The 16,330-nt window shown below is 67.2% G+C and carries 20 protein-coding genes; 10 read left to right on the plus strand and 10 right to left on the minus strand.

The window, feature by feature from the left end; genetic code table 11:
* On the minus strand, nt 1-1,080 hold a 1,080-nt coding region (gene dinB / locus N5D20_RS23875; RefSeq protein ID WP_279925110.1), incomplete at its 3' end, for a DNA polymerase IV.
* A gap of 191 nt (nt 1,081-1,271) precedes the next feature.
* On the opposite strand from dinB, the gene fabA reads away from it, so the two are divergent.
* Both fabA and fabB read left to right on the plus strand, forming a co-directional pair.
* Nucleotides 1,272-1,787 (plus strand): 3-hydroxyacyl-[acyl-carrier-protein] dehydratase FabA, encoded by a 516-nt coding sequence (gene fabA / locus N5D20_RS23880; RefSeq protein ID WP_010484110.1) that lies wholly within the window; start codon nt 1,272-1,274, stop codon nt 1,785-1,787.
* A complete protein-coding gene (gene fabB, locus N5D20_RS23885) occupies nt 1,787-2,995 on the plus strand; it encodes a beta-ketoacyl-ACP synthase I (RefSeq protein ID WP_134958088.1) in 1,209 nt (402 codons plus the stop codon). Before fabA ends, fabB begins: the two co-directional genes overlap by 1 nt.
* Nucleotides 2,996-3,092: 97 nt before the next feature.
* On the opposite strand, the gene N5D20_RS23890 is transcribed toward fabB, so the two are convergent.
* From N5D20_RS23890 to N5D20_RS23900, 3 genes are read right to left on the minus strand one after another with little or no spacing between them, the layout of a single operon-like run.
* Nucleotides 3,093-3,776, minus strand: a complete 684-nt coding sequence (locus tag N5D20_RS23890; RefSeq protein WP_279915235.1) for an HAD family phosphatase — start codon at nt 3,774-3,776, stop codon at nt 3,093-3,095.
* A complete protein-coding gene (locus tag N5D20_RS23895; protein WP_005407927.1) occupies nt 3,773-4,474 on the minus strand; it encodes a pseudouridine synthase in 702 nt (233 codons plus the stop codon). The genes N5D20_RS23890 and N5D20_RS23895 overlap by 4 nt, the downstream gene beginning before the upstream one ends.
* Nucleotides 4,471-5,535: a class I SAM-dependent methyltransferase gene (locus N5D20_RS23900; RefSeq protein ID WP_010484114.1), complete on the minus strand. Its 1,065-nt coding sequence runs from the start codon at nt 5,533-5,535 to the stop codon at nt 4,471-4,473. The genes N5D20_RS23895 and N5D20_RS23900 overlap by 4 nt, the downstream gene beginning before the upstream one ends.
* Nucleotides 5,536-5,692: 157 nt before the next feature.
* Here N5D20_RS23900 and N5D20_RS23905 point away from each other — a divergent pair, with 157 nt between their 5' ends.
* Nucleotides 5,693-5,956 (plus strand): hypothetical protein, encoded by a 264-nt coding sequence (locus N5D20_RS23905; RefSeq protein ID WP_005407925.1) that lies wholly within the window; start codon nt 5,693-5,695, stop codon nt 5,954-5,956.
* A 70-nt stretch (nt 5,957-6,026) separates the two neighbouring features.
* On the opposite strand, the gene N5D20_RS23910 is transcribed toward N5D20_RS23905, so the two are convergent.
* Together N5D20_RS23910 and N5D20_RS23915 are read right to left on the minus strand one after the other, a co-directional pair.
* Nucleotides 6,027-6,320: a DUF3247 family protein gene (locus N5D20_RS23910; protein ID WP_010484115.1), complete on the minus strand. Its 294-nt coding sequence runs from the start codon at nt 6,318-6,320 to the stop codon at nt 6,027-6,029.
* Between the two features lie 43 nt (nt 6,321-6,363).
* Nucleotides 6,364-8,352, minus strand: a complete 1,989-nt coding sequence (locus tag N5D20_RS23915; RefSeq protein ID WP_043398895.1) for an ATP-binding protein — start codon at nt 8,350-8,352, stop codon at nt 6,364-6,366.
* Nucleotides 8,353-8,597: 245 nt separating this feature from the next.
* Between N5D20_RS23915 and N5D20_RS23920 the strand changes: the two genes are divergently transcribed.
* A complete protein-coding gene (locus tag N5D20_RS23920) occupies nt 8,598-9,161 on the plus strand; it encodes a DUF3016 domain-containing protein (RefSeq protein ID WP_010484117.1) in 564 nt (187 codons plus the stop codon).
* Nucleotides 9,162-9,250: 89 nt separating this feature from the next.
* On the opposite strand, the gene alr is transcribed toward N5D20_RS23920, so the two are convergent.
* Nucleotides 9,251-10,318 carry an alanine racemase gene (alr, locus tag N5D20_RS23925; protein WP_279915233.1) on the minus strand — a complete coding sequence of 356 codons (1,068 nt, stop codon included), beginning with the start codon at nt 10,316-10,318 and terminating at the stop codon, nt 9,251-9,253.
* Nucleotides 10,297-11,601 carry a D-amino acid dehydrogenase gene (locus N5D20_RS23930; RefSeq protein ID WP_032128742.1) on the minus strand — a complete coding sequence of 435 codons (1,305 nt, stop codon included), beginning with the start codon at nt 11,599-11,601 and terminating at the stop codon, nt 10,297-10,299. The genes alr and N5D20_RS23930 overlap by 22 nt, the downstream gene beginning before the upstream one ends.
* A 149-nt stretch (nt 11,602-11,750) precedes the next feature.
* Here N5D20_RS23930 and N5D20_RS23935 point away from each other — a divergent pair, with 149 nt between their 5' ends.
* Nucleotides 11,751-12,230, plus strand: coding sequence for a winged helix-turn-helix transcriptional regulator (locus N5D20_RS23935; protein ID WP_005407919.1), 480 nt, complete (start codon nt 11,751-11,753; stop codon nt 12,228-12,230).
* 56 nt (nt 12,231-12,286) lie between these two features.
* Here the strand turns inward: N5D20_RS23935 and N5D20_RS23940 are convergent, their stop codons facing one another.
* Both N5D20_RS23940 and N5D20_RS23945 read right to left on the minus strand, forming a co-directional pair.
* Nucleotides 12,287-12,463: a hypothetical protein gene (locus tag N5D20_RS23940; protein WP_033833709.1), complete on the minus strand. Its 177-nt coding sequence runs from the start codon at nt 12,461-12,463 to the stop codon at nt 12,287-12,289.
* Between the two features lie 143 nt (nt 12,464-12,606).
* Nucleotides 12,607-12,984, minus strand: a complete 378-nt coding sequence (locus tag N5D20_RS23945) for a classical arabinogalactan protein 4 (protein ID WP_197654602.1) — start codon at nt 12,982-12,984, stop codon at nt 12,607-12,609.
* A 140-nt stretch (nt 12,985-13,124) separates the two neighbouring features.
* Here N5D20_RS23945 and msrB point away from each other — a divergent pair, with 140 nt between their 5' ends.
* The 5 genes from msrB to N5D20_RS23970 all read left to right on the plus strand — a co-directional run.
* Nucleotides 13,125-13,592, plus strand: a complete 468-nt coding sequence (gene msrB, locus N5D20_RS23950; protein WP_010484122.1) for a peptide-methionine (R)-S-oxide reductase MsrB — start codon at nt 13,125-13,127, stop codon at nt 13,590-13,592.
* A gap of 91 nt (nt 13,593-13,683) precedes the next feature.
* Nucleotides 13,684-14,538: a flagellar motor stator protein MotA gene (gene motA / locus N5D20_RS23955; RefSeq protein WP_005407915.1), complete on the plus strand. Its 855-nt coding sequence runs from the start codon at nt 13,684-13,686 to the stop codon at nt 14,536-14,538.
* A gap of 3 nt (nt 14,539-14,541) precedes the next feature.
* Nucleotides 14,542-15,480, plus strand: a complete 939-nt coding sequence (motB, locus tag N5D20_RS23960) for a flagellar motor protein MotB (protein ID WP_010484123.1) — start codon at nt 14,542-14,544, stop codon at nt 15,478-15,480.
* A gap of 97 nt (nt 15,481-15,577) precedes the next feature.
* Nucleotides 15,578-16,066: a hypothetical protein gene (locus tag N5D20_RS23965; RefSeq protein ID WP_010484124.1), complete on the plus strand. Its 489-nt coding sequence runs from the start codon at nt 15,578-15,580 to the stop codon at nt 16,064-16,066.
* A gap of 13 nt (nt 16,067-16,079) precedes the next feature.
* The coding region (locus tag N5D20_RS23970) for a DUF4031 domain-containing protein (protein WP_279915232.1) at nt 16,080-16,330 on the plus strand (251 nt) is incomplete at its 3' end.

Below are 16,330 nucleotides of genomic sequence, written 5' to 3' on the forward strand. Positions count from 1 at the left end.
TTTGTTCATGTCGTGCTCGAACAATTCCCCCTGCACCACCGGCTCCTTCTCGCGGAAGCCGCCGAGCCCGACGCCGACCAAACGGTAACGGGTCTCCGCCGGCAGGTCGACGCGGGCGCGCAGGGCCAGCGCGATGTCGCGCAGTTCTTCCATCGATTCCGGCGGGCGCTCCGGGGTGAAGCTGCGGGTGAGGATGCGGAACTGCGCGGTCTTCAGTTTCAGCACCACGGTGTGGCCGACGCGTTCGGTCTTGCGCGTGGCCTTCCAGGTCTTCTCCGCCAGCTGCACGATCGCTTCGCCCAGGTCTTCCAGCGGCAGGTCTTCGGCGAAGGTGTCCTCCGAGGAAATCGACTGCACCTGCTGGTCCGGTTCCACCGGCCGCTCGTCGATGCCGCGTGCACGGTTGTACAGGCTGCGGCCGAAGCTGCCGAATGCTTCTTCCAGGTCGATCAACGCCCACTGCCGCAGATCGCCGCAGGTGACGATGCCGCGCGCGGCAAGTTTTCCTTCCATCACCTTGCCGACGCCGGGCACCCGGTTCACTGGCAACGGCTGCAGGAACGCGTCCACCCGCTGCGGGGGGATCACGAACTGGCCATCAGGTTTGCGCCAGTCCGAGGCGATCTTGGCCAGGAACTTGTTTGGCGCGATGCCAGCTGAAGCAGTCAGGTTCGTTTCCTCGCGGATCTGCGCGCGGATGGTGCGGGCGATGTCGGTGGCCAGTTCGATGCCGCTCTTCGGCTCGGTCACATCGAGGTAGGCCTCGTCCAGCGACAACGGCTCGACCAGGTCGGTATGCCGCAGGAAGATCGCGCGCACCTGCTGTGACACCGCCTTGTAACGTGCGAAGTCCGGCGGCACGAAGATCGCATCCGGGCACAGGCGCTCGGCACGCACGGCGGGCATCGCCGAACGCACGCCGAACACGCGTGCCTCGTATGAGGCCGCGCACACCACCGAACGCGCGCCACGCCATGCCACAACCACCGGCTTGCCGCGCAGTGACGGATCGTCGCGCTGCTCCACCGACGCGTAGAACGCGTCCATGTCGACGTGGATGATCTTGCGCAGTCGGGTCATGTCAGGCGGAAAGGGCGGGGGCGTGCCGGACGGGCCACACGCCGAAGTATGGTCGTTGCACATCAACAGGATGCGCGTATTCCATTGAAAACACTACGGTTGCGTACGGTTGAAATGTTTGATCGGCGCAGTTTCCACGGGCATCCTCGAGCGCTTGTTTCCCTGTTTCCCCGCTTCCAGGATTGTGCTTCATGACCCGTCTCCACGCGTTCAACCGCGAACAGCTGCTGGCCAGCGCACGCGGTGAACTGTTCGGCGCCGCCGCCGGCCGTTTGCCCAACGATCCGATGCTGATGTTCGACCGCATCACCGACATCCGCGAGGACGGCGGACCGCATGGCAAAGGCATGGTACGCGCCGAACTGGATATCCGCCCGGACCTGTGGTTCTTCGGCTGCCACTTCATCGGCGACCCCGTGATGCCCGGCTGCCTGGGCCTGGATGCCATGTGGCAGCTGACCGGCTTCTTCCTGACCTGGCTGGGCGCCCCCGGCAAGGGCCGCGCGCTGGGCTGTGGCGAAGTGAAGTTCACCGGCCAGGTGCTGCCGGACGCCAAGCTGGTGCGCTACGAGATCGATATCAGCCGTGTCATCAACCGCAAGCTGGTGATGGCCCAGTCGGACGCGCGCATGTACGTGGATGACCGCGAAATCTACAGCGCGCGCGACCTGCGCGTCGGCCTGTTCACTGAAACCGGGAGCTTCTGATGCGTCGCGTCGTCATCACTGGCATGGGCATCACGTCCTGCCTCGGCAATGATCTGGATACCGTTTCGGCTGCGCTGCGCGAAGGGCGCTCGGGCATCACCGCCTTGGCCGACCACGCCGAAGCGGGCCTGCGCAGCCAGGTCGGCGGCCGCGTCGACCTCGACCTGGACGCGCTGATCGACCGCAAGCAGAAGCGCTTCATGAGCGATGCGGCGGCCTTCGCCTATCTGGCCATGCGCGATGCCATCGCCGATGCCGGGCTCAGCGCCGAGCAGGTCAGCAGCCTGCGTACCGGCCTGATCGCAGGCTCCGGTGGCGGCTCCAGCGAATGGCAGATCGGCGCGGTCGACCTGCTGCGCGAACGTGGCGTGCGCAAGGTCGGCCCGTACATGGTGCCGCGCACGATGTGCTCGACCGTCTCGGCCTGCCTGGCCACGGCCTACCAGATCAAGGGCGTCAGCTACTCGCTGTCGGCCGCCTGCGCCACCTCGGCGCACTGCATCGGCGCTGCCGCGGACATGATCCGCCATGGCGCGCAGGACATCATGTTCGCCGGTGGCGGCGAAGATCTGCACTGGTCGATGAGCGTGATGTTCGACGCGATGGGCGCGCTGTCGACCAGCTTCAACGAGACCCCGGCCAGCGCCTCGCGTCCGTACGACAAGGACCGCGACGGCTTCGTCATCGCCGGCGGCGGCGGCATGCTGGTGCTGGAGGACTACGACCACGCCGTTGCGCGCGGCGCGCACATCCATGCCGAGCTGATCGGCTATGGCGTGACCTCCGACGGCGCCGACATGGTCGCCCCGTCCGGCGAAGGCGCGGTGCGCTGCATGAAGATGGCGCTGCAGGGCGTCGATCGTCCGCTGGACTACCTCAACACCCACGGCACCTCCACGCCGCTGGGCGATGTCACCGAGCTCAATGCGATCCGCGAAGTGTTCGGCGATGCGGTGCCGCCGCTGTCCTCGACCAAGGCGCTGTCGGGCCATTCGCTGGGTGCGGCCAGCGTGCACGAGGCGATCTACTGCCTGCTGATGATGCGCGATGGCTTCGTTGCCGGTTCGGCCAACATCGGCGAACTGGATCCGAAGGTGGAGAGCTTCCCGATCCTGCGCGAAAGCCGCGAGCAGAAGCTGGATACGGTGATGTCCAACAGCTTCGGCTTCGGTGGCACCAACGCCGCGCTGGTGTTCGGGCGGGTGTGATGGGGGCAGGTGTGCCGACCAACGGTCGGCACCCACCAATAGATGTAGAGCCGAGCCATGCTCGGCTCAGTGCCGGCCAGCGGCCGGCATCTACCGCTTATTTCGGCAACAACGGCACCAGCAATGCGTGCGCGTCCACCAGCGAGCCCACGATGCGGTGGCCCAGTGCGCGCAGCTCTTCATCAGGATGCACCAGGTCCGGCACCTGGATCACGGTCATGCCGGCCGCCAATGCTGCGCGCGTACCGGCCGGTGAGTCTTCCAGCGCCAGGCAGCGTTCCGGGGCCTGGCCCAGCCGCTGCGCGGCCAGCAGGTAGATATCCGGCGCCGGCTTCGGCCGCGCCACGTCGCCACTGGTGATCACCGCATCGAAGTACGGCAGCAGGCCAGCGGCCGTCAGCTTGCGGTTGGCCCGCGGCTGCCGCGTGGTGGTTGCCACCGCACGCGGTACCGCGTGCGCCTTCAACAGCTCCAGCAGCTCCAGGATGCCCGGCCGCAGCGGCAGGCCGGTCTGGGTGCGTGCTTCGTACAGCTCATGGCAACGTGCCGCCACGGCGTCGATCACGCTGTCCTCGATGCCCTGCGCACGCAGCAGCGCGTGCGTATCGCGGTCACCGAGGCCGACCATGCGCAGGAACACCGCCTCGTCCAGGCCCAGCCCGAATTCGTCGGCGGCCTCGCTCCAGCAGGCCAGCGAGACCCGCTCGCTGTCGATCATCAGGCCGTCCATGTCGAAGATGACGGCGTCGGGGAGGAACGGCAGCGCAGCGATGGTGGTCATGGAGCGAACAGCGTATCCAGGTCGGTGGAAGTGAGCTGCCGCCATTGCCCTTCGTCCAGCCCCTGCAGGTCCAGCCCGCCGACGCGGCTGCGGTGCAGGGCCTGCACGTGGTTGCCGGTGGCGGCGAACATGCGGCGTACCTGATGGTAGCGGCCTTCGTGCAGCACCAGGCGCGCGCGACGCGCATCCAGCACCTCCAATTCAGCCGGCAGCAGGGGCGTCTTCTCGGACTCCAGCATCAGCGTACCGCTGGCGAACAGCGCCACCTCGTCGCCGCGCAGGTCATCGCTCAACTCGACCTCATAGACTTTCGGCAGCTTCGACTTCGGCGAGATGATCCGGTGCAGCAGGCCACCGTCGTCGGTCAGCAGCAGCAGGCCACTGGTCTCGCGGTCGAGGCGGCCCACTGTAGACAGCACCGGATCGCGGTCGCGGAAGCGCGGCGGCAGCAGGTCGTAGATCAGGCGGCCGGTGTCCTTGGTCGAGCAGGTGTAGCCGGCCGGCTTGTGCAGCGCGATCGACAGGCCCACCGGCGGGTCCAGCGGCTCGCCGTCGACGCGGATCGCCTCGTGCGGCACCTGGTCGTCGGCATACAGCACCTCGCCGTCGGCGTCGGTGACGCGGCCTTCGCGGAACATCCACTGCACCTGCTTGCGGCTGCCGTAGCCCAGGTTGGCGATGAGCTTGACCAGCTTCACTTGCCCTTCCCCTTCACCGCTTCCACCAGCTTGAAGCCATCACGCTCGGCGATCACGCGCACCGCGCCAAAGCTCTCGTTGAGCGTGTACTCGTACGGCAGGTGGCGGTTGGCCACCACGTACAGGCGTCCGCCCGGGCGCAGCGCCTGCGCGGCCACGGCGATGAAGCGCTGGCCGATGTCCGGGCGATCGGCGCGCGAGGGCGTGTGGAATGGCGGATTGCTGATGATGACGTCGTAGCCCGGCTCGATGCCGGCGGTGACGTCCTGCCACAGGAAGCGCAGCGGCAGCGGACGCGGCGGCGGTGCCAGGTTCAGCTCGGCCAGTGCCAACGCGCGCTGCTCCGCTTCGTACAGGTCCAGCGCGGTGATCTTCGGGCAGCGCTCCAGCAGCTCGCGCGACAGGTAGCCGTAGCCGGCACCGAGGTCGGCGGCGCGGCCGGCCAGGTCGGCCGGCAGGTGCTCGGCCAGCAGCGCCGAGGCCGGATCGATGCGGTCCCAGGCGAACACGCCCGGGCGGCTGAGGAAACGGCCGCCGACGATCGGCCGCACCGCATCCAGTGCCGACCAGCGCTTGGCCAGGTCGGCGTCGTGCTGGCCCTGCATCGGGGCGGTCCAGTACACGCGGCAGTGATTCTTGGTCAGGCTGCCGCCGAGGCCGGTCAGTTGCTTGAGGTCGCCCTCGCCCGAGCGTGCACCTTCGTTGTTGGACTGGCAGGCAACGATGCGGCCGCCGTCGGCGACCAGCGCCAGCGCACGGGCAAACAGCGCGCGGGCTTCTTCACGCTGGCGCGGCGGCAGCACCAGCACCAGCGGGTAACGGCCCTTGCCGGCCACATCATCCAGCTGGCCGCTGACGGTCCAGCCGGCGGCCTGTTGCAGCGGCTGCGCGAACGGGGCGAAGCTCTGCTCGCAGTGCACCTCGCGGCTGCCGGCCGCTTCACGCAGCGGCCAGCCGTCGCGGGCACGCAGGAAGGCCACCGGGCCCTCCGGCCAGCGCAGGGCGCCTTGGGAGAACGGCAGGAACAGGGTCTGCAGGGGGGCGTCGTCGCTGGAGGCCATCGGCGCGGGTACTTCAAGCGTGAGGGCCGTCCATTGTACCGGCTTGGCCGGACCGGCCCCGGTATGCCGCTTTGCGAAACCCGAACGGGGCCTTGATCTGCCAGCAACATTGAAACGTTCAGGGTAGAGGCTCCCCCGGAAACCCAGGAGAACCTGCATGCGAGCCTTGTTCGTCGGTGGCGTGGTCGACAACAGTGAGATGGACCTGGAAGGCAGCCATCCGCCCGTGCATTACCCCGAGGACACCGGCGGCGGCCACTCGCGCTACCGGCTGCACCAGGTCGGTCATGGCGCCGACGGCAGCGTGGCCTATGCGGTGTACGGCGCACCGGACCTGGCCGATGACGAGGTGGCCCGGGTGGCGGAAGAACGCGCCTATGCGCGCCGGTTCGAGGCGACACCGACCTTGTTCGAGCACTGACACACCGGTAGCGCCCGAGCCCACGCTCGGGCGACGGCGCAGCCGAGCGTGGGATCGGCTCTACATCCGATCAAGGCGCCCTGGGTGGCAGACGGTTGACGCTGGCGATCTCGTCCAGCCACACATGGTGCTGCTGCACCGGCGTGTCGTAGTCATCCAGGCGCAACTGGCCGTTGCTGCCTTCGTCGCCGGCGTCGTTGCGGTACTGCTGCACGGTCGGTTTCACCGCCACGGTGCCGAGCAGGCGGCGACCATCGTGCAGGGTCAGTTGCACCTGCGTTTCGCCTTCCAGCTGCGGCAACAGGGCTTCCAGGCGCGCGATCTGCGCCGGATCGGTATGGATGCGGGGAGCTATACGGGACATCGGCGACCTCCTGCGTGCAGGGTCGCCGATCGGCCGTGAATGCTCAGTGCAGCGCGCTGTCCGCGCGTGGCACCTGCACCTTGCGTACCGCAGCCACCAGCTGTGCCACCGAGTACGGTTTGGCGACATGTTCCTGGAAGCCTGACGCCAGCGCTCGGCGCCGGTCATCGGCGCGTGCCAGCGCGGTCACGGCAACCGCCGGCAGGGTCATCGCATCCACGCCCATGTCCTCGCGCAGCGTGCGCACCAGACCATAGCCATCCATGCCCGGCATGCCGATGTCGGTCAGCATCACGTGGTACTGCAGGTGCCCGGTATCGGCCAGCAACGCCAGCGCTTCACCGGCCGAGCTGGCGGCCGACACACTCGCGCCCTGCTCTTCCAGCATGCGCCGCAGGTACTCCAGCACTTCCGGCTGGTCTTCCACCGCCAGCACATGCATGCCACGCAGCGGGTACGGTTCGACGATCACCGGCTCCAGGATCGGCCCGCTGATCACTTCGCGCAGCGGGCGTCGCTCGGCATCGGGAATGTGCTGCGGCAGGCGCACGGTGAAGGTGGCGCCGTGGCCATGGCCTTCGCTGGCGGCGGTGACGGTACCGCCATGCAGTTCGACCAGCTGCTGCACGATCGCCAAGCCCAGGCCGAGGCCGCCATGGCGTCGGGTGGTGGTGCCATCGGCCTGGCGGAAGCGGCTGAACAGATGGTTGAGGAACTCCGGTGCGATGCCATCACCGGTATCGCGCACCGTGATCACCCAGTGGTTGCCGTCGGCCTGCAGCTGCACGTCGATGCGGCCTTCGGCCGGGGTGAACTTGATTGCGTTCGACAGCAGGTTCCAGAACACCTGCTGCAGGCGGGTGGCATCGCCCAGCACCAGGCTGGGCTGCTCCGGCAGCAGCAGACTCACGTCCAGCGCCTTGCCTTCGGCGACCAGTTCCTGCGCACCGATGGCTTCGCCCAGCAGGTCGCGCAGGTCCAGTATCTCCACCTCCAGCTGCACCTTGCCCAGCAGCATGCTGCTGAGGTCGAGCATGTCCGAGATCAGCCGCTTCTGCGCACCGGCGCTGTTGGCGATCACATTCAGGCCCTTGTACAGCGGGCTGGTGTTGTCCACGCGCTGCAGCAGCAGCTCGCTCCAACCGAGGATGGTGGTCAGCGGCGTGCGCAGCTCGTGCGACAGCGTGGCCAGGAACTCGTCCTTCAACCGCGCCATGTTCTCGGCGGCGCTGCGCGCGGCACGCTCGGACTGCAGCAGCTCCTCGCGGGCCAGTTCGATCTCGCGGCGTTCGGTCACGTCCGGGCTGCTGCCGGCCAGGCCGATGAAGCGGCCCATCCGTGAGAAACGCGGGCGTGCGTTCATCTCCAGCCAACGCCACTCGCCATCGGCACGTCGGGCCCGCACCAGCGCATGCATCGACCGCTGCGCCTTCAGTGCTTCCTGCAGTTCGTACTCGAACACCGATGCATCGTCCGGATGCACCAGGCCGCGCCAGACATCTTCCGGCACGCGTGTTTCGTCACCGCCAAAGAACTCACTGAAAGCGCTGTTGACGAAACGGGCATGGCCGCGCTCGTCGAGCACCCACACCGGCATCGGCAGGCCGTCGGCCAGTGCGCTGAAGCGGGCTTCGCTTTCGCCCAGCTCCACTTCCATCTGCTTGCGTGCGGTGATGTCGAAGAACAGGATGCCGACCTTGTCTTCGCCCGGACGGCCCACGCGCACCGCATCAACCGCGAACGAGCGGCCCAGCGCACGCGCTTCCATCTCGAACTGGGCGGGGCGGCCACTGCGCGCGACCTCGCCGTAGATGCGGAACCAGTCCTGCTCGTGGCCCGGTTCCAGCGCCGTCATGCGCTGGCCACGCGCGTCCTTCAGGCCGGTGTGGCGCTCGAACGCATCGTTGACCTCGATGAAACGGTAGTCCACCGCGCGATCGCCCTCGAACAGCACCTGGATCACGCAGAAACCGGCGTTGATGCGCTCAAGCACGCCATGATGCAGGTCGGGTTCGGGCGCTGGCACCATCATCGGTGGGCGCTCCACGAGGGGCGGCAGTGTGGACAAGGGGCGTCTGTGCAGGCCGGATTGGAAGCACAGCATCTTCCAAAGCGCGTATTCACAGCGTCAAGCGCCGTCAGTCATGGTTGACGTCGATGAATTGGCGGCAACCACCCTTGCGCACGACGCAATCGGCCATTGCGGTGGCCCGGCCACAGGATCACACTCGATCTGTGATCAACATCGTCCCCAGCGCGGGGACGCAGGAGACCGTCATGAAACGCTCACTCGCGATTGCCCTGCTGGCAGGCGCCCTGGTGGCGGGCGGCGCCAACGCTGCACCGCGCACCGTGACCGATGCGGACGCGCCGCGCGCGTTGCAGGCCGATGGCCCGGTCAGCGTGAAATGGGAGGATCCGGCCAAATTCACCGAGATCCGCCAGAGCACCAACCGCTTCGAGGCCGAACGCGGTGACTGGGTACAGCAGCTGGCCCGCTACCTGCAGACCACCGCTGCCAAGCCGCTGCAGCCTGGGCAGACCCTCGATGTGACCCTGGTGGACATCAAGCGTGCCGGTGACTACGAGCCGTGGCACGGCCCGCGTGGCCGCGACATCCGGATCATGCGCGACATCTACCCGCCGCGGATCAGCCTGCAGTACACGTTGAAGGACGCCAGCGGCCGTATCGTCAGCGAGGGCGATGCGCGCCTCAGCGATACCGGCTACCTGCACAACCTGGGGCTGAAGAGCGACAGTGATCCGCTGCGCTACGAGAAGCGCCTGATCGATGACTGGGTGAAGCGCCAGCTGGCCAGCCAGGCCACCGCTGCGCGTTAGGCCACTCGGTAGGTGTCGACCTTGGTCGACACGCATTACACGGCGCCGACCAAGGTCGGCCGCTACCGAAGCCGAGCGTGGGCTCGGCTCTACACGTATACCCTGGCCACGCGCTTGACCGCGCACGGCAGCTGGTACGCACTCACGCCACAGCGCGGCGCCAGTTCGGACAGCGTCGGTGCGCTGCCCCACAGTTCCACCACGCTGCCGATGCCGGCCTGCGCATGCGCGGTCAGGTCCACCGTCAGCATGTCCATCGACACGCGCCCGATCAGCGCACCGGGCTGGCCGTCGATCAGCACCGGGGTGCCATTCGGGGCGAACTGCGGATAACCGTCGGCATAGCCGAGCGCGACCACACCCACGCGGGTGCGTGCCTTGGCCACGAAGCGTGCGCCATAACCCACCGGCTCACCCGCCTCGATCCAGCGCTCGGCGATCACCTTCGACTGCATCGTCATCACCGGGCGCAGGCGCTCGGTCAGTGCCGTGTTGTCCGGCAGCGGATTGGCGCCATACAGCATCAGGCCCGGGCGCACCCAGTCGCTGCGTACATCCGGCCAGCCCAGCAGCGCCGGCGAGTTGCACACGCTGGTCTCGCCGTCCAGGCCGTCGATGGCCCGCGCGAAGGTCGCGGCCTGTTCGTGGGTGCGTTCGCTGTCCAGCTCATCGGCGCGCGCCAAGTGGGTCATCAGCACGATGCGCTCGACCTGCGGCAGCGCCGACAGGCGTGCATGCGCGGCACGGAAGCTGTCCACGTCCAGGCCAAGGCGATGCATGCCACTGTCCAGCTTCAGCCACACCGTCAACGGGCGCGGGCTGTCGAAGGCAGCAACGGCCTCCAGTTGCCACGGCGAACCGACAGCGAACCAGAAGTCATGCTCGGCCACCAGCGCCATGTCGCTGGGCTCGAAGATGCCTTCCAGCAGCAGGATTGGCGCACGGATGCCGGCCTGGCGCAGCTCCAGTGCCTCTTCGATGGTAGCCACGCCGAAGCCATCGGCCTCGTCTTCCAGCGCCTGCGCACAGCGCACCGCGCCATGCCCATAGGCATCGGCCTTGATGATCGCCAGGGCCTTGCCACCGCCCAGTTCACGGGCGAGCCGGTAGTTGCTGCGCAGGGCGCCCAGATCGATCAGCGCGCGGGCAGGACGCATGTGCGGTTCTCTTGTTGCGGCGCGTGACCGTACTGGCCGTAGCGGAAAATATCCAGGCCTTCGGTGCTGATCTGCGGCTGGCGCGCGCTCATCAGGTCGGCCAGGTAGCGACCCGAGCCGCAGGCCATGGTCCAGCCCAGCGTGCCGTGGCCGGTGTTGAGGTACAGGTTGCGGAACGGCGTGGCGCCGATCACCGGCGTACCGTCCGGCGTGGCCGGGCGCAGGCCGGTCCAGAACTGCGCACGCGACAGGTCGCCGCCCTTCGGGTAGAGATCGCTGACCACCAGCTCCAGGGTTTCGCGGCGGCGCTGCGACAGCGACAGGTCGAAGCCGGCCACTTCGGCCATGCCACCGACGCGGATACGGTCGTCGAAGCGGGTCACCGCCACCTTGTAGCTCTCGTCGAGAATGGTCGAGGTCGGCGCCATCGCCGGGTCGGTGATCGGCAGGGTCAGTGAGTAGCCCTTCAGCGGGTACACCGGCAGGCGCATGCCCAGCGATGCGACCAGCGCCGGCGAATAGCTGCCGAGCGCGACCACGAAGCGGTCGGCGGTTTCCAGCTTGCCGTCGATGCGCACGCCGGTGATGCGGTCGCCATCGAACTCCAGGCCGGTGATGTCCTGGTCGAAGCGGAACTCGACACCGGCATCCACGCACATCTGCGCCAGGCGGCGGGTGAACAGCTGGCAGTCGCCGGTCTGGTCACGCGGCAGGCGCAGCGCGCCGACCAGGCCATCGACGTGGGCCAGGGCCGGTTCGGCCTGGATGATGCCGGCGCGGTCCAGCACCTCGTACGGCACGCCGTACTGGGCCAGGATCTCGATGTCCTGCGCCGAGGCATCCAGCTGCTGCTGGGTGCGGAACAACTGGGTCGTGCCCAGGTCGCGGCCTTCGAATTCGATGCCGATCTGTGCGCGCAGCTCGTTCAGGCAGTCGCGGCTGTACTCGGACATGCGCACCATGCGCGCCTTGTTGATCGCGTAGCGCTCATGGGTGCAGTTGCGCAGCATCTGCCACAGCCAACGGTACTGGGCCAGGTCCATGCCCGGCTTGATCGCCAGCGGCGCGTGCTTCTCGAACAGCCAGCCGATGGCCTTCTTCGGCACGCCCGGGGCCGCCCACGGCGAGGTGTAGCCGAACGACAGCTGGCCAGCATTGGCGAAGCTGGTTTCCAGCGCCGGGCCGGGCTGACGATCGATGACCGTGACTTCAAACCCGGCCTGTCGCAGGTACCAGGCACTGGTGGTGCCGATCACGCCGCTGCCGAGAACTAGGACTCGCATGGGACTTCTCCAACCCGATCATTCCCTGCACTGGAGCGTGCCGGGACCATAATTGGGGAAGTATAGACAGCCATTCCCAGTTGATTTGCCTGTTTTGAAATCAACCAGCAGGATGTTCTCCTGCAATTCATTCCCCAAGGTTGACGGCCATGGCCACCCGTACCCGCGAACTGGACAAGATCGACCGCAAGATCCTGCGCATCCTGCAGGCCGAGGGCCGTATCTCCTTCACCGAACTGGGCGAGCGGGTCGGCCTGTCGACCACGCCATGCACTGAGCGCGTGCGTCGATTGGAGCGCGAAGGGGTGATCACCGGCTACCACGCCCACCTCGACCCGGCCGCGGTGAAGGCCAGCCTGCTAGTGTTCGTGGAGATCAGCCTGGCCTACAAGTCCGGCGACATCTTCGAGGAGTTCCGGCGCGCGGCGCTGAAGCTGCCCAACGTGCTGGAGTGCCACCTGGTATCGGGCGACTTCGATTACCTGCTGAAGGCGCGGATCAGCGAAATGGCCTCCTACCGCAAGCTGCTCGGCAGCACGTTGCTGACGCTGCCGCATGTACGTGAGTCGAAGAGCTACATCGTGATGGAAGAAGTGAAGGAAACGCTGAGCCTGCCGATTCCGGATTGAGGCGCTCGCAGGATGGGGTCAGAGCCCGCGGTGCGGGATCCGACCCCCGGAGTCCCTCAGCGCTGCTGCGGATGCTTCTGCGAGCGCTGTTCCTGCTGCTTGCCGCCCTTGTGCGGCTGCTGTGGGTCCATCTGTTGCTGCTGTTGCTGCTGCGGGTTGCGGCCCTGCGGTTCCTTGCCGGGATGACGGTTCTGCTGGTTTTTCATGATCGCGATCCAGTGGACGAAGGACATGCGGCGGCGGAATGCCAGCGCAGGGCCACGGTGATCCCGGAACGGTTAATCGCAGGCGAAAAAGCAGTGATCGCCAAGAGGCTGTTTTCGTGCGTTCAGCCCGCACGACGCGCAGGAGCTGCCAACCTTGCTTGGCCCATAGGTCAGCGCTTGATCTGCTGGCCATCACCGGTAGGCACGCTGTCGTAATAACGGCCTGTACGCGAGTCGAACACGCGGTTCGGGCCGGCCGGGCGCACGCCAGGCACGATGCGGCCATTGCGGTCATAGACCTTGTCGGCCGGCTTCGGTACCGGCGCCGGCGCGATCCGGGCGGGGCCGGTGGACTTGATCGGCTGTGCCGGCTGCGGCGACGGCAGCACCTGCGGCTGCGGGCGGGCAGCCTGTGGCGGAGGTGCCACCGGTTGCGGTGCCACGGTGGTGGCACTGCGGGTGGCGGTCGGGCTCGACGACGTCGGTACCTGGGCCTGCGCAACCAGGGGCAGCAGGCCCATCAACAGCAGGGGAAGGCTCGGTTTCATGTCACGCTCCGGCGTGGATCGCATTCACCTTGCGCCTGCACCTGTGTGCCGCCCATGAACGGCCATCACACTTGCAAGCGCGCGCCGGCACCCCCACGTTTTCCGGCATCCCCAGGCCATCGACCCCACGGAGCGCCGCCATGACCGCCTTCGACCTGACGCCCCCCACCGCCACCCAGACCGAGGCGCTGGTCGCCGGTCTCAGCGGCGAGGAACGCCGCGTGCTGCTGCAGCACGGCACCGAGGCGCCGTTCTGCGGCGTGTTCCTCGACAACAAGCGCGAGGGCGTCTACTGCTGCCGTCTGTGCGCACTGCCGCTGTTCCGCTCCAGCACCAAGTTCGATTCCGGCACCGGCTGGCCCAGCTTCTTCGCACCATTCGACCCGGCGCACGTGCGCGAGATCCGCGATACCAGCCACGGCATGGTCCGCACCGAGATCACCTGCGCGCGCTGCGGCAGCCACCTCGGCCACGTATTCCCGGACGGTCCGCCGCCCACCTACGAGCGCCACTGCCTGAACTCCGTCTCACTTTCGTTCACCGGCAATGGCGAGCCCTGGCCCGATCCGTTGCAGCGTGGCGGCGCAGAAAGCGGCGTGGCGGGCTGAAACATTCCGCTGACCGGTTTCACAGAATTCCCTCTTCAGAAAACCGGGCGACGGGCCGACAAGGAGATATCCCCTCTCCTTGCGTCGCCCCATGCTCATCATCGTTGGATTCCTGGTCGTCATCATCAGCGTGATCGGGGGCTATCTCGGTGCCCACGGCCGCCTGGGTGCCCTCTGGCAGCCCTACGAGCTGGTCATCATCGGCGGCGCCGCGCTCGGCGCCTTCCTGGTCGGTACCCCGGCCAAGACGGTCAAGCAGACCCTGCAGGCCATGGTCGGCGTGTTCAAGGGCCCGCGCTACAAGCAGCAGGACTACATCGATGTCCTCAGCCTGCTCTATGAACTGCTCAACAAGGCCCGCCGCGAAGGCTTCATGGCGCTGGAAGACCATGTCGAGCGGCCGGCCGAGAGCGCGCTGTTCGGCAACTACCCCAAGGTGCAGGCCGACCACCACCTGATCGACTTCATCACCGACTGCCTGCGCCTGATGATCGGCAGCAACATCGAGCCGCACGAGCTGGAGCCGCTGCTGGAACTGGAGCTGGAAAAGCACCATGCCGAGGCCATGGCGCCGTCGCAGGTGCTGACCAAGGTCGCCGACGGATTGCCCGGTTTCGGCATCGTGGCGGCGGTGCTGGGCATCGTCATCACCATGGGCTCGATCGGTGGCGACATCGTCGAGGTCGGTGGCCACGTCGCCGGTGCGCTGGTCGGCACCTTCCTCGGCATCCTGCTGGGCTACGGTTTCGTCGGCCCGATGGCAGCCGCGATGGAGGCCCGCGCCGAGCAGGACAGCCGCATCTACGAATCGGTGAAGACCGCCCTGCTGGCCTGCCTGCGCGGCTACAACCCGAAGATCGCGCTGGAATTCGCCCGCAAGACGCTGCCGTCGAACGTGCGCCCGGCCTTCTCCGATTTCGAGCAGCACCTGAAGACGGTCAAGTAAGCCATGGCCGAGACCAAGCCCACCGTCATCGTCCGCCGGGTCAAGAAGGCCGGCCACGCCGCCCATCATGGCGGTTCGTGGAAGGTGGCCTATGCCGACTTCGTGACTGCGATGATGGCGTTCTTCCTGGTGCTGTGGCTGATGGCCACCACCAACAAGAACGACCGTGCCGCCATTTCCGAGTACTTCCGCAACCCGAGCCCGCTGAGCGGGCAGAACGCCACGCCGGCACCCGGCATGGCCGGCCCGGGCGGCGCCAGCACCTCGATGATCAAGCTGGGCGGTGCCACCGACGTTTCGCGTGGCAACAGCAACGATCCCTTCCAGAACCAGAAGGAAGCAGTACCGCAGCCGGTGGACCAGCAGCAGCGCGACAAGCAGCAGCTGGAACAGCTGATGAAGGAGCTGCAGGAAGCGATCAGCAGGAGCCAGGCGCTGGAACCGTTCAAGGACCAGCTGCTGCTGGACCTGACCCCGGAGGGCCTGCGCATCCAGATCGTGGACAAGCAGAACCGGCCGATGTTCGACCTTGGCAGCGCCACGCTGAAGCCGTACACGCAGCAGATCCTGCACGAGCTGGCCGAGTACCTGAACCATGTGCCGAACCGGATCAGCCTGACCGGTCACACCGACATCACCGCCTATTCCGCCGCTCGCGGCTATGGCAACTGGGAACTGAGCGCCGACCGTGCCAATGCCGCACGCCGCGCGCTGATCGATGGTGGCCTGGACGACAGCAAGATCACCCGCGTGGTCGGCCTGTCTTCGTCAGTGCTGTTCGACAAGGTCGACCCGCAGAACCCGATCAACCGCCGCATCAGCATCGTGGTGATGACCCAGGCCGCCGAAGCGGCCGCCCTGGCCGGTGCCGGGCCACAGGTGGGGCTGTCGGCGCCGACCGCCGACCCGGACGTGCAGGCCGCGCAGGGTGAGGCGCACTGAACCGGGGTCAGATCCCTTTCCCCTGGAAAGGGATCTGACCCCACCTGCGTGCGGCCGCTACAATGGCGGTCTTTCCGTTTCCAGGTGATCCCACCCCATGTCCCAGAACTCCAAGGCCAAGCGCGACAAGCGCAAGAAGCAGCAGGCCAAGCGTCCGTTCCTGCGCCTGAACGCCCAGCAGCAGGTGCAGAACCATGCCGTGCTGACCAACGAAGACGGCCAGGTGGTCGCGGCCATCGGCCTGCAGGGCCGTGAGTGGCTGCTGGCCATCGGCGGCCAGACCATGGGCAACGCCGAAAACCCGGTGCCGATGCTGGCCATGCTCAAGCACCTGTCCAACGTGCAGGAAAAGGAAGGCCGCAAGGTCAACCTGGAGTACTCCGAGCTGCTGCAGAAGCTGCTGGACACCCTGGCAGCCGAATCCGAGCAGACCGCTGACGAGTACCTGGACAAGCTGGTCGCCGAGTTCGAGACCGTGGAAGCCGAAGAAGGCGAAGAAGCCGCTGAGGCCGCCGAAGGCGAAGTGGTTGAAGCTGCTGCCGAGGCCACCCCGGCCGCTGACAGCGACAGCAAGCCGCAGGCCTGAACCGGCCGCGGCGGTGACGGTCTACGTCGATGACGCGGTGCATCCCTGGCGCGGACAGCGCTGGGCGCACCTGATGGCCGACACCCTGGCCGAGCTGCACGCGATGGCGGCGCAGCTCGGCATTCCCCCGCGGGCCTTCCAGAACAAGGCCAGCGGTGCCCACTACGACGTCACCGCCGAGCTGCGCGCGCAGGCCATCGCGCTCGGTGCGCGGGCGATTTCCCGGCACGCCGACCGTGACCTGGTCAAAGCGGTGATTGCCAA

The sequence above is a fragment of the Stenotrophomonas sp. GD03877 genome (assembly GCF_029840555.1).
GTDB classification, from domain to species: domain Bacteria; phylum Pseudomonadota; class Gammaproteobacteria; order Xanthomonadales; family Xanthomonadaceae; genus Stenotrophomonas; species Stenotrophomonas geniculata.

What these genes read in the sequence shown, in the direction of transcription:
- N5D20_RS23910 (WP_010484115.1), bottom strand. Translation starts at nt 6,320, where the DNA reads ATGTCCCGTATAGCTCCCCGCATCCATACCGATCCGGCGCAGATCGCG.
- N5D20_RS23940 (WP_033833709.1), bottom strand. Translation starts at nt 12,463, where the DNA reads ATGTCCTTCGTCCACTGGATCGCGATCATGAAAAACCAGCAGAACCGT.
- N5D20_RS23935 (WP_005407919.1), top strand. Translation starts at nt 11,751, where the DNA reads ATGGCCACCCGTACCCGCGAACTGGACAAGATCGACCGCAAGATCCTG.
- N5D20_RS23920 (WP_010484117.1), top strand. Translation starts at nt 8,598, where the DNA reads ATGAAACGCTCACTCGCGATTGCCCTGCTGGCAGGCGCCCTGGTGGCG.
- alr (WP_279915233.1), bottom strand. Translation starts at nt 10,318, where the DNA reads ATGCGTCCTGCCCGCGCGCTGATCGATCTGGGCGCCCTGCGCAGCAAC.
- motA (WP_005407915.1), top strand. Translation starts at nt 13,684, where the DNA reads ATGCTCATCATCGTTGGATTCCTGGTCGTCATCATCAGCGTGATCGGG.
- N5D20_RS23915 (WP_043398895.1), bottom strand. Translation starts at nt 8,352, where the DNA reads ATGATGGTGCCAGCGCCCGAACCCGACCTGCATCATGGCGTGCTTGAG.
- N5D20_RS23945 (WP_197654602.1), bottom strand. Translation starts at nt 12,984, where the DNA reads ATGAAACCGAGCCTTCCCCTGCTGTTGATGGGCCTGCTGCCCCTGGTT.
- N5D20_RS23900 (WP_010484114.1), bottom strand. Translation starts at nt 5,535, where the DNA reads ATGGCCTCCAGCGACGACGCCCCCCTGCAGACCCTGTTCCTGCCGTTC.
- N5D20_RS23930 (WP_032128742.1), bottom strand. Translation starts at nt 11,601, where the DNA reads ATGCGAGTCCTAGTTCTCGGCAGCGGCGTGATCGGCACCACCAGTGCC.
- N5D20_RS23905 (WP_005407925.1), top strand. Translation starts at nt 5,693, where the DNA reads ATGCGAGCCTTGTTCGTCGGTGGCGTGGTCGACAACAGTGAGATGGAC.
- msrB (WP_010484122.1), top strand. Translation starts at nt 13,125, where the DNA reads ATGACCGCCTTCGACCTGACGCCCCCCACCGCCACCCAGACCGAGGCG.
- N5D20_RS23965 (WP_010484124.1), top strand. Translation starts at nt 15,578, where the DNA reads ATGTCCCAGAACTCCAAGGCCAAGCGCGACAAGCGCAAGAAGCAGCAG.
- motB (WP_010484123.1), top strand. Translation starts at nt 14,542, where the DNA reads ATGGCCGAGACCAAGCCCACCGTCATCGTCCGCCGGGTCAAGAAGGCC.
- fabA (WP_010484110.1), top strand. Translation starts at nt 1,272, where the DNA reads ATGACCCGTCTCCACGCGTTCAACCGCGAACAGCTGCTGGCCAGCGCA.
- N5D20_RS23890 (WP_279915235.1), bottom strand. Translation starts at nt 3,776, where the DNA reads ATGACCACCATCGCTGCGCTGCCGTTCCTCCCCGACGCCGTCATCTTC.
- fabB (WP_134958088.1), top strand. Translation starts at nt 1,787, where the DNA reads ATGCGTCGCGTCGTCATCACTGGCATGGGCATCACGTCCTGCCTCGGC.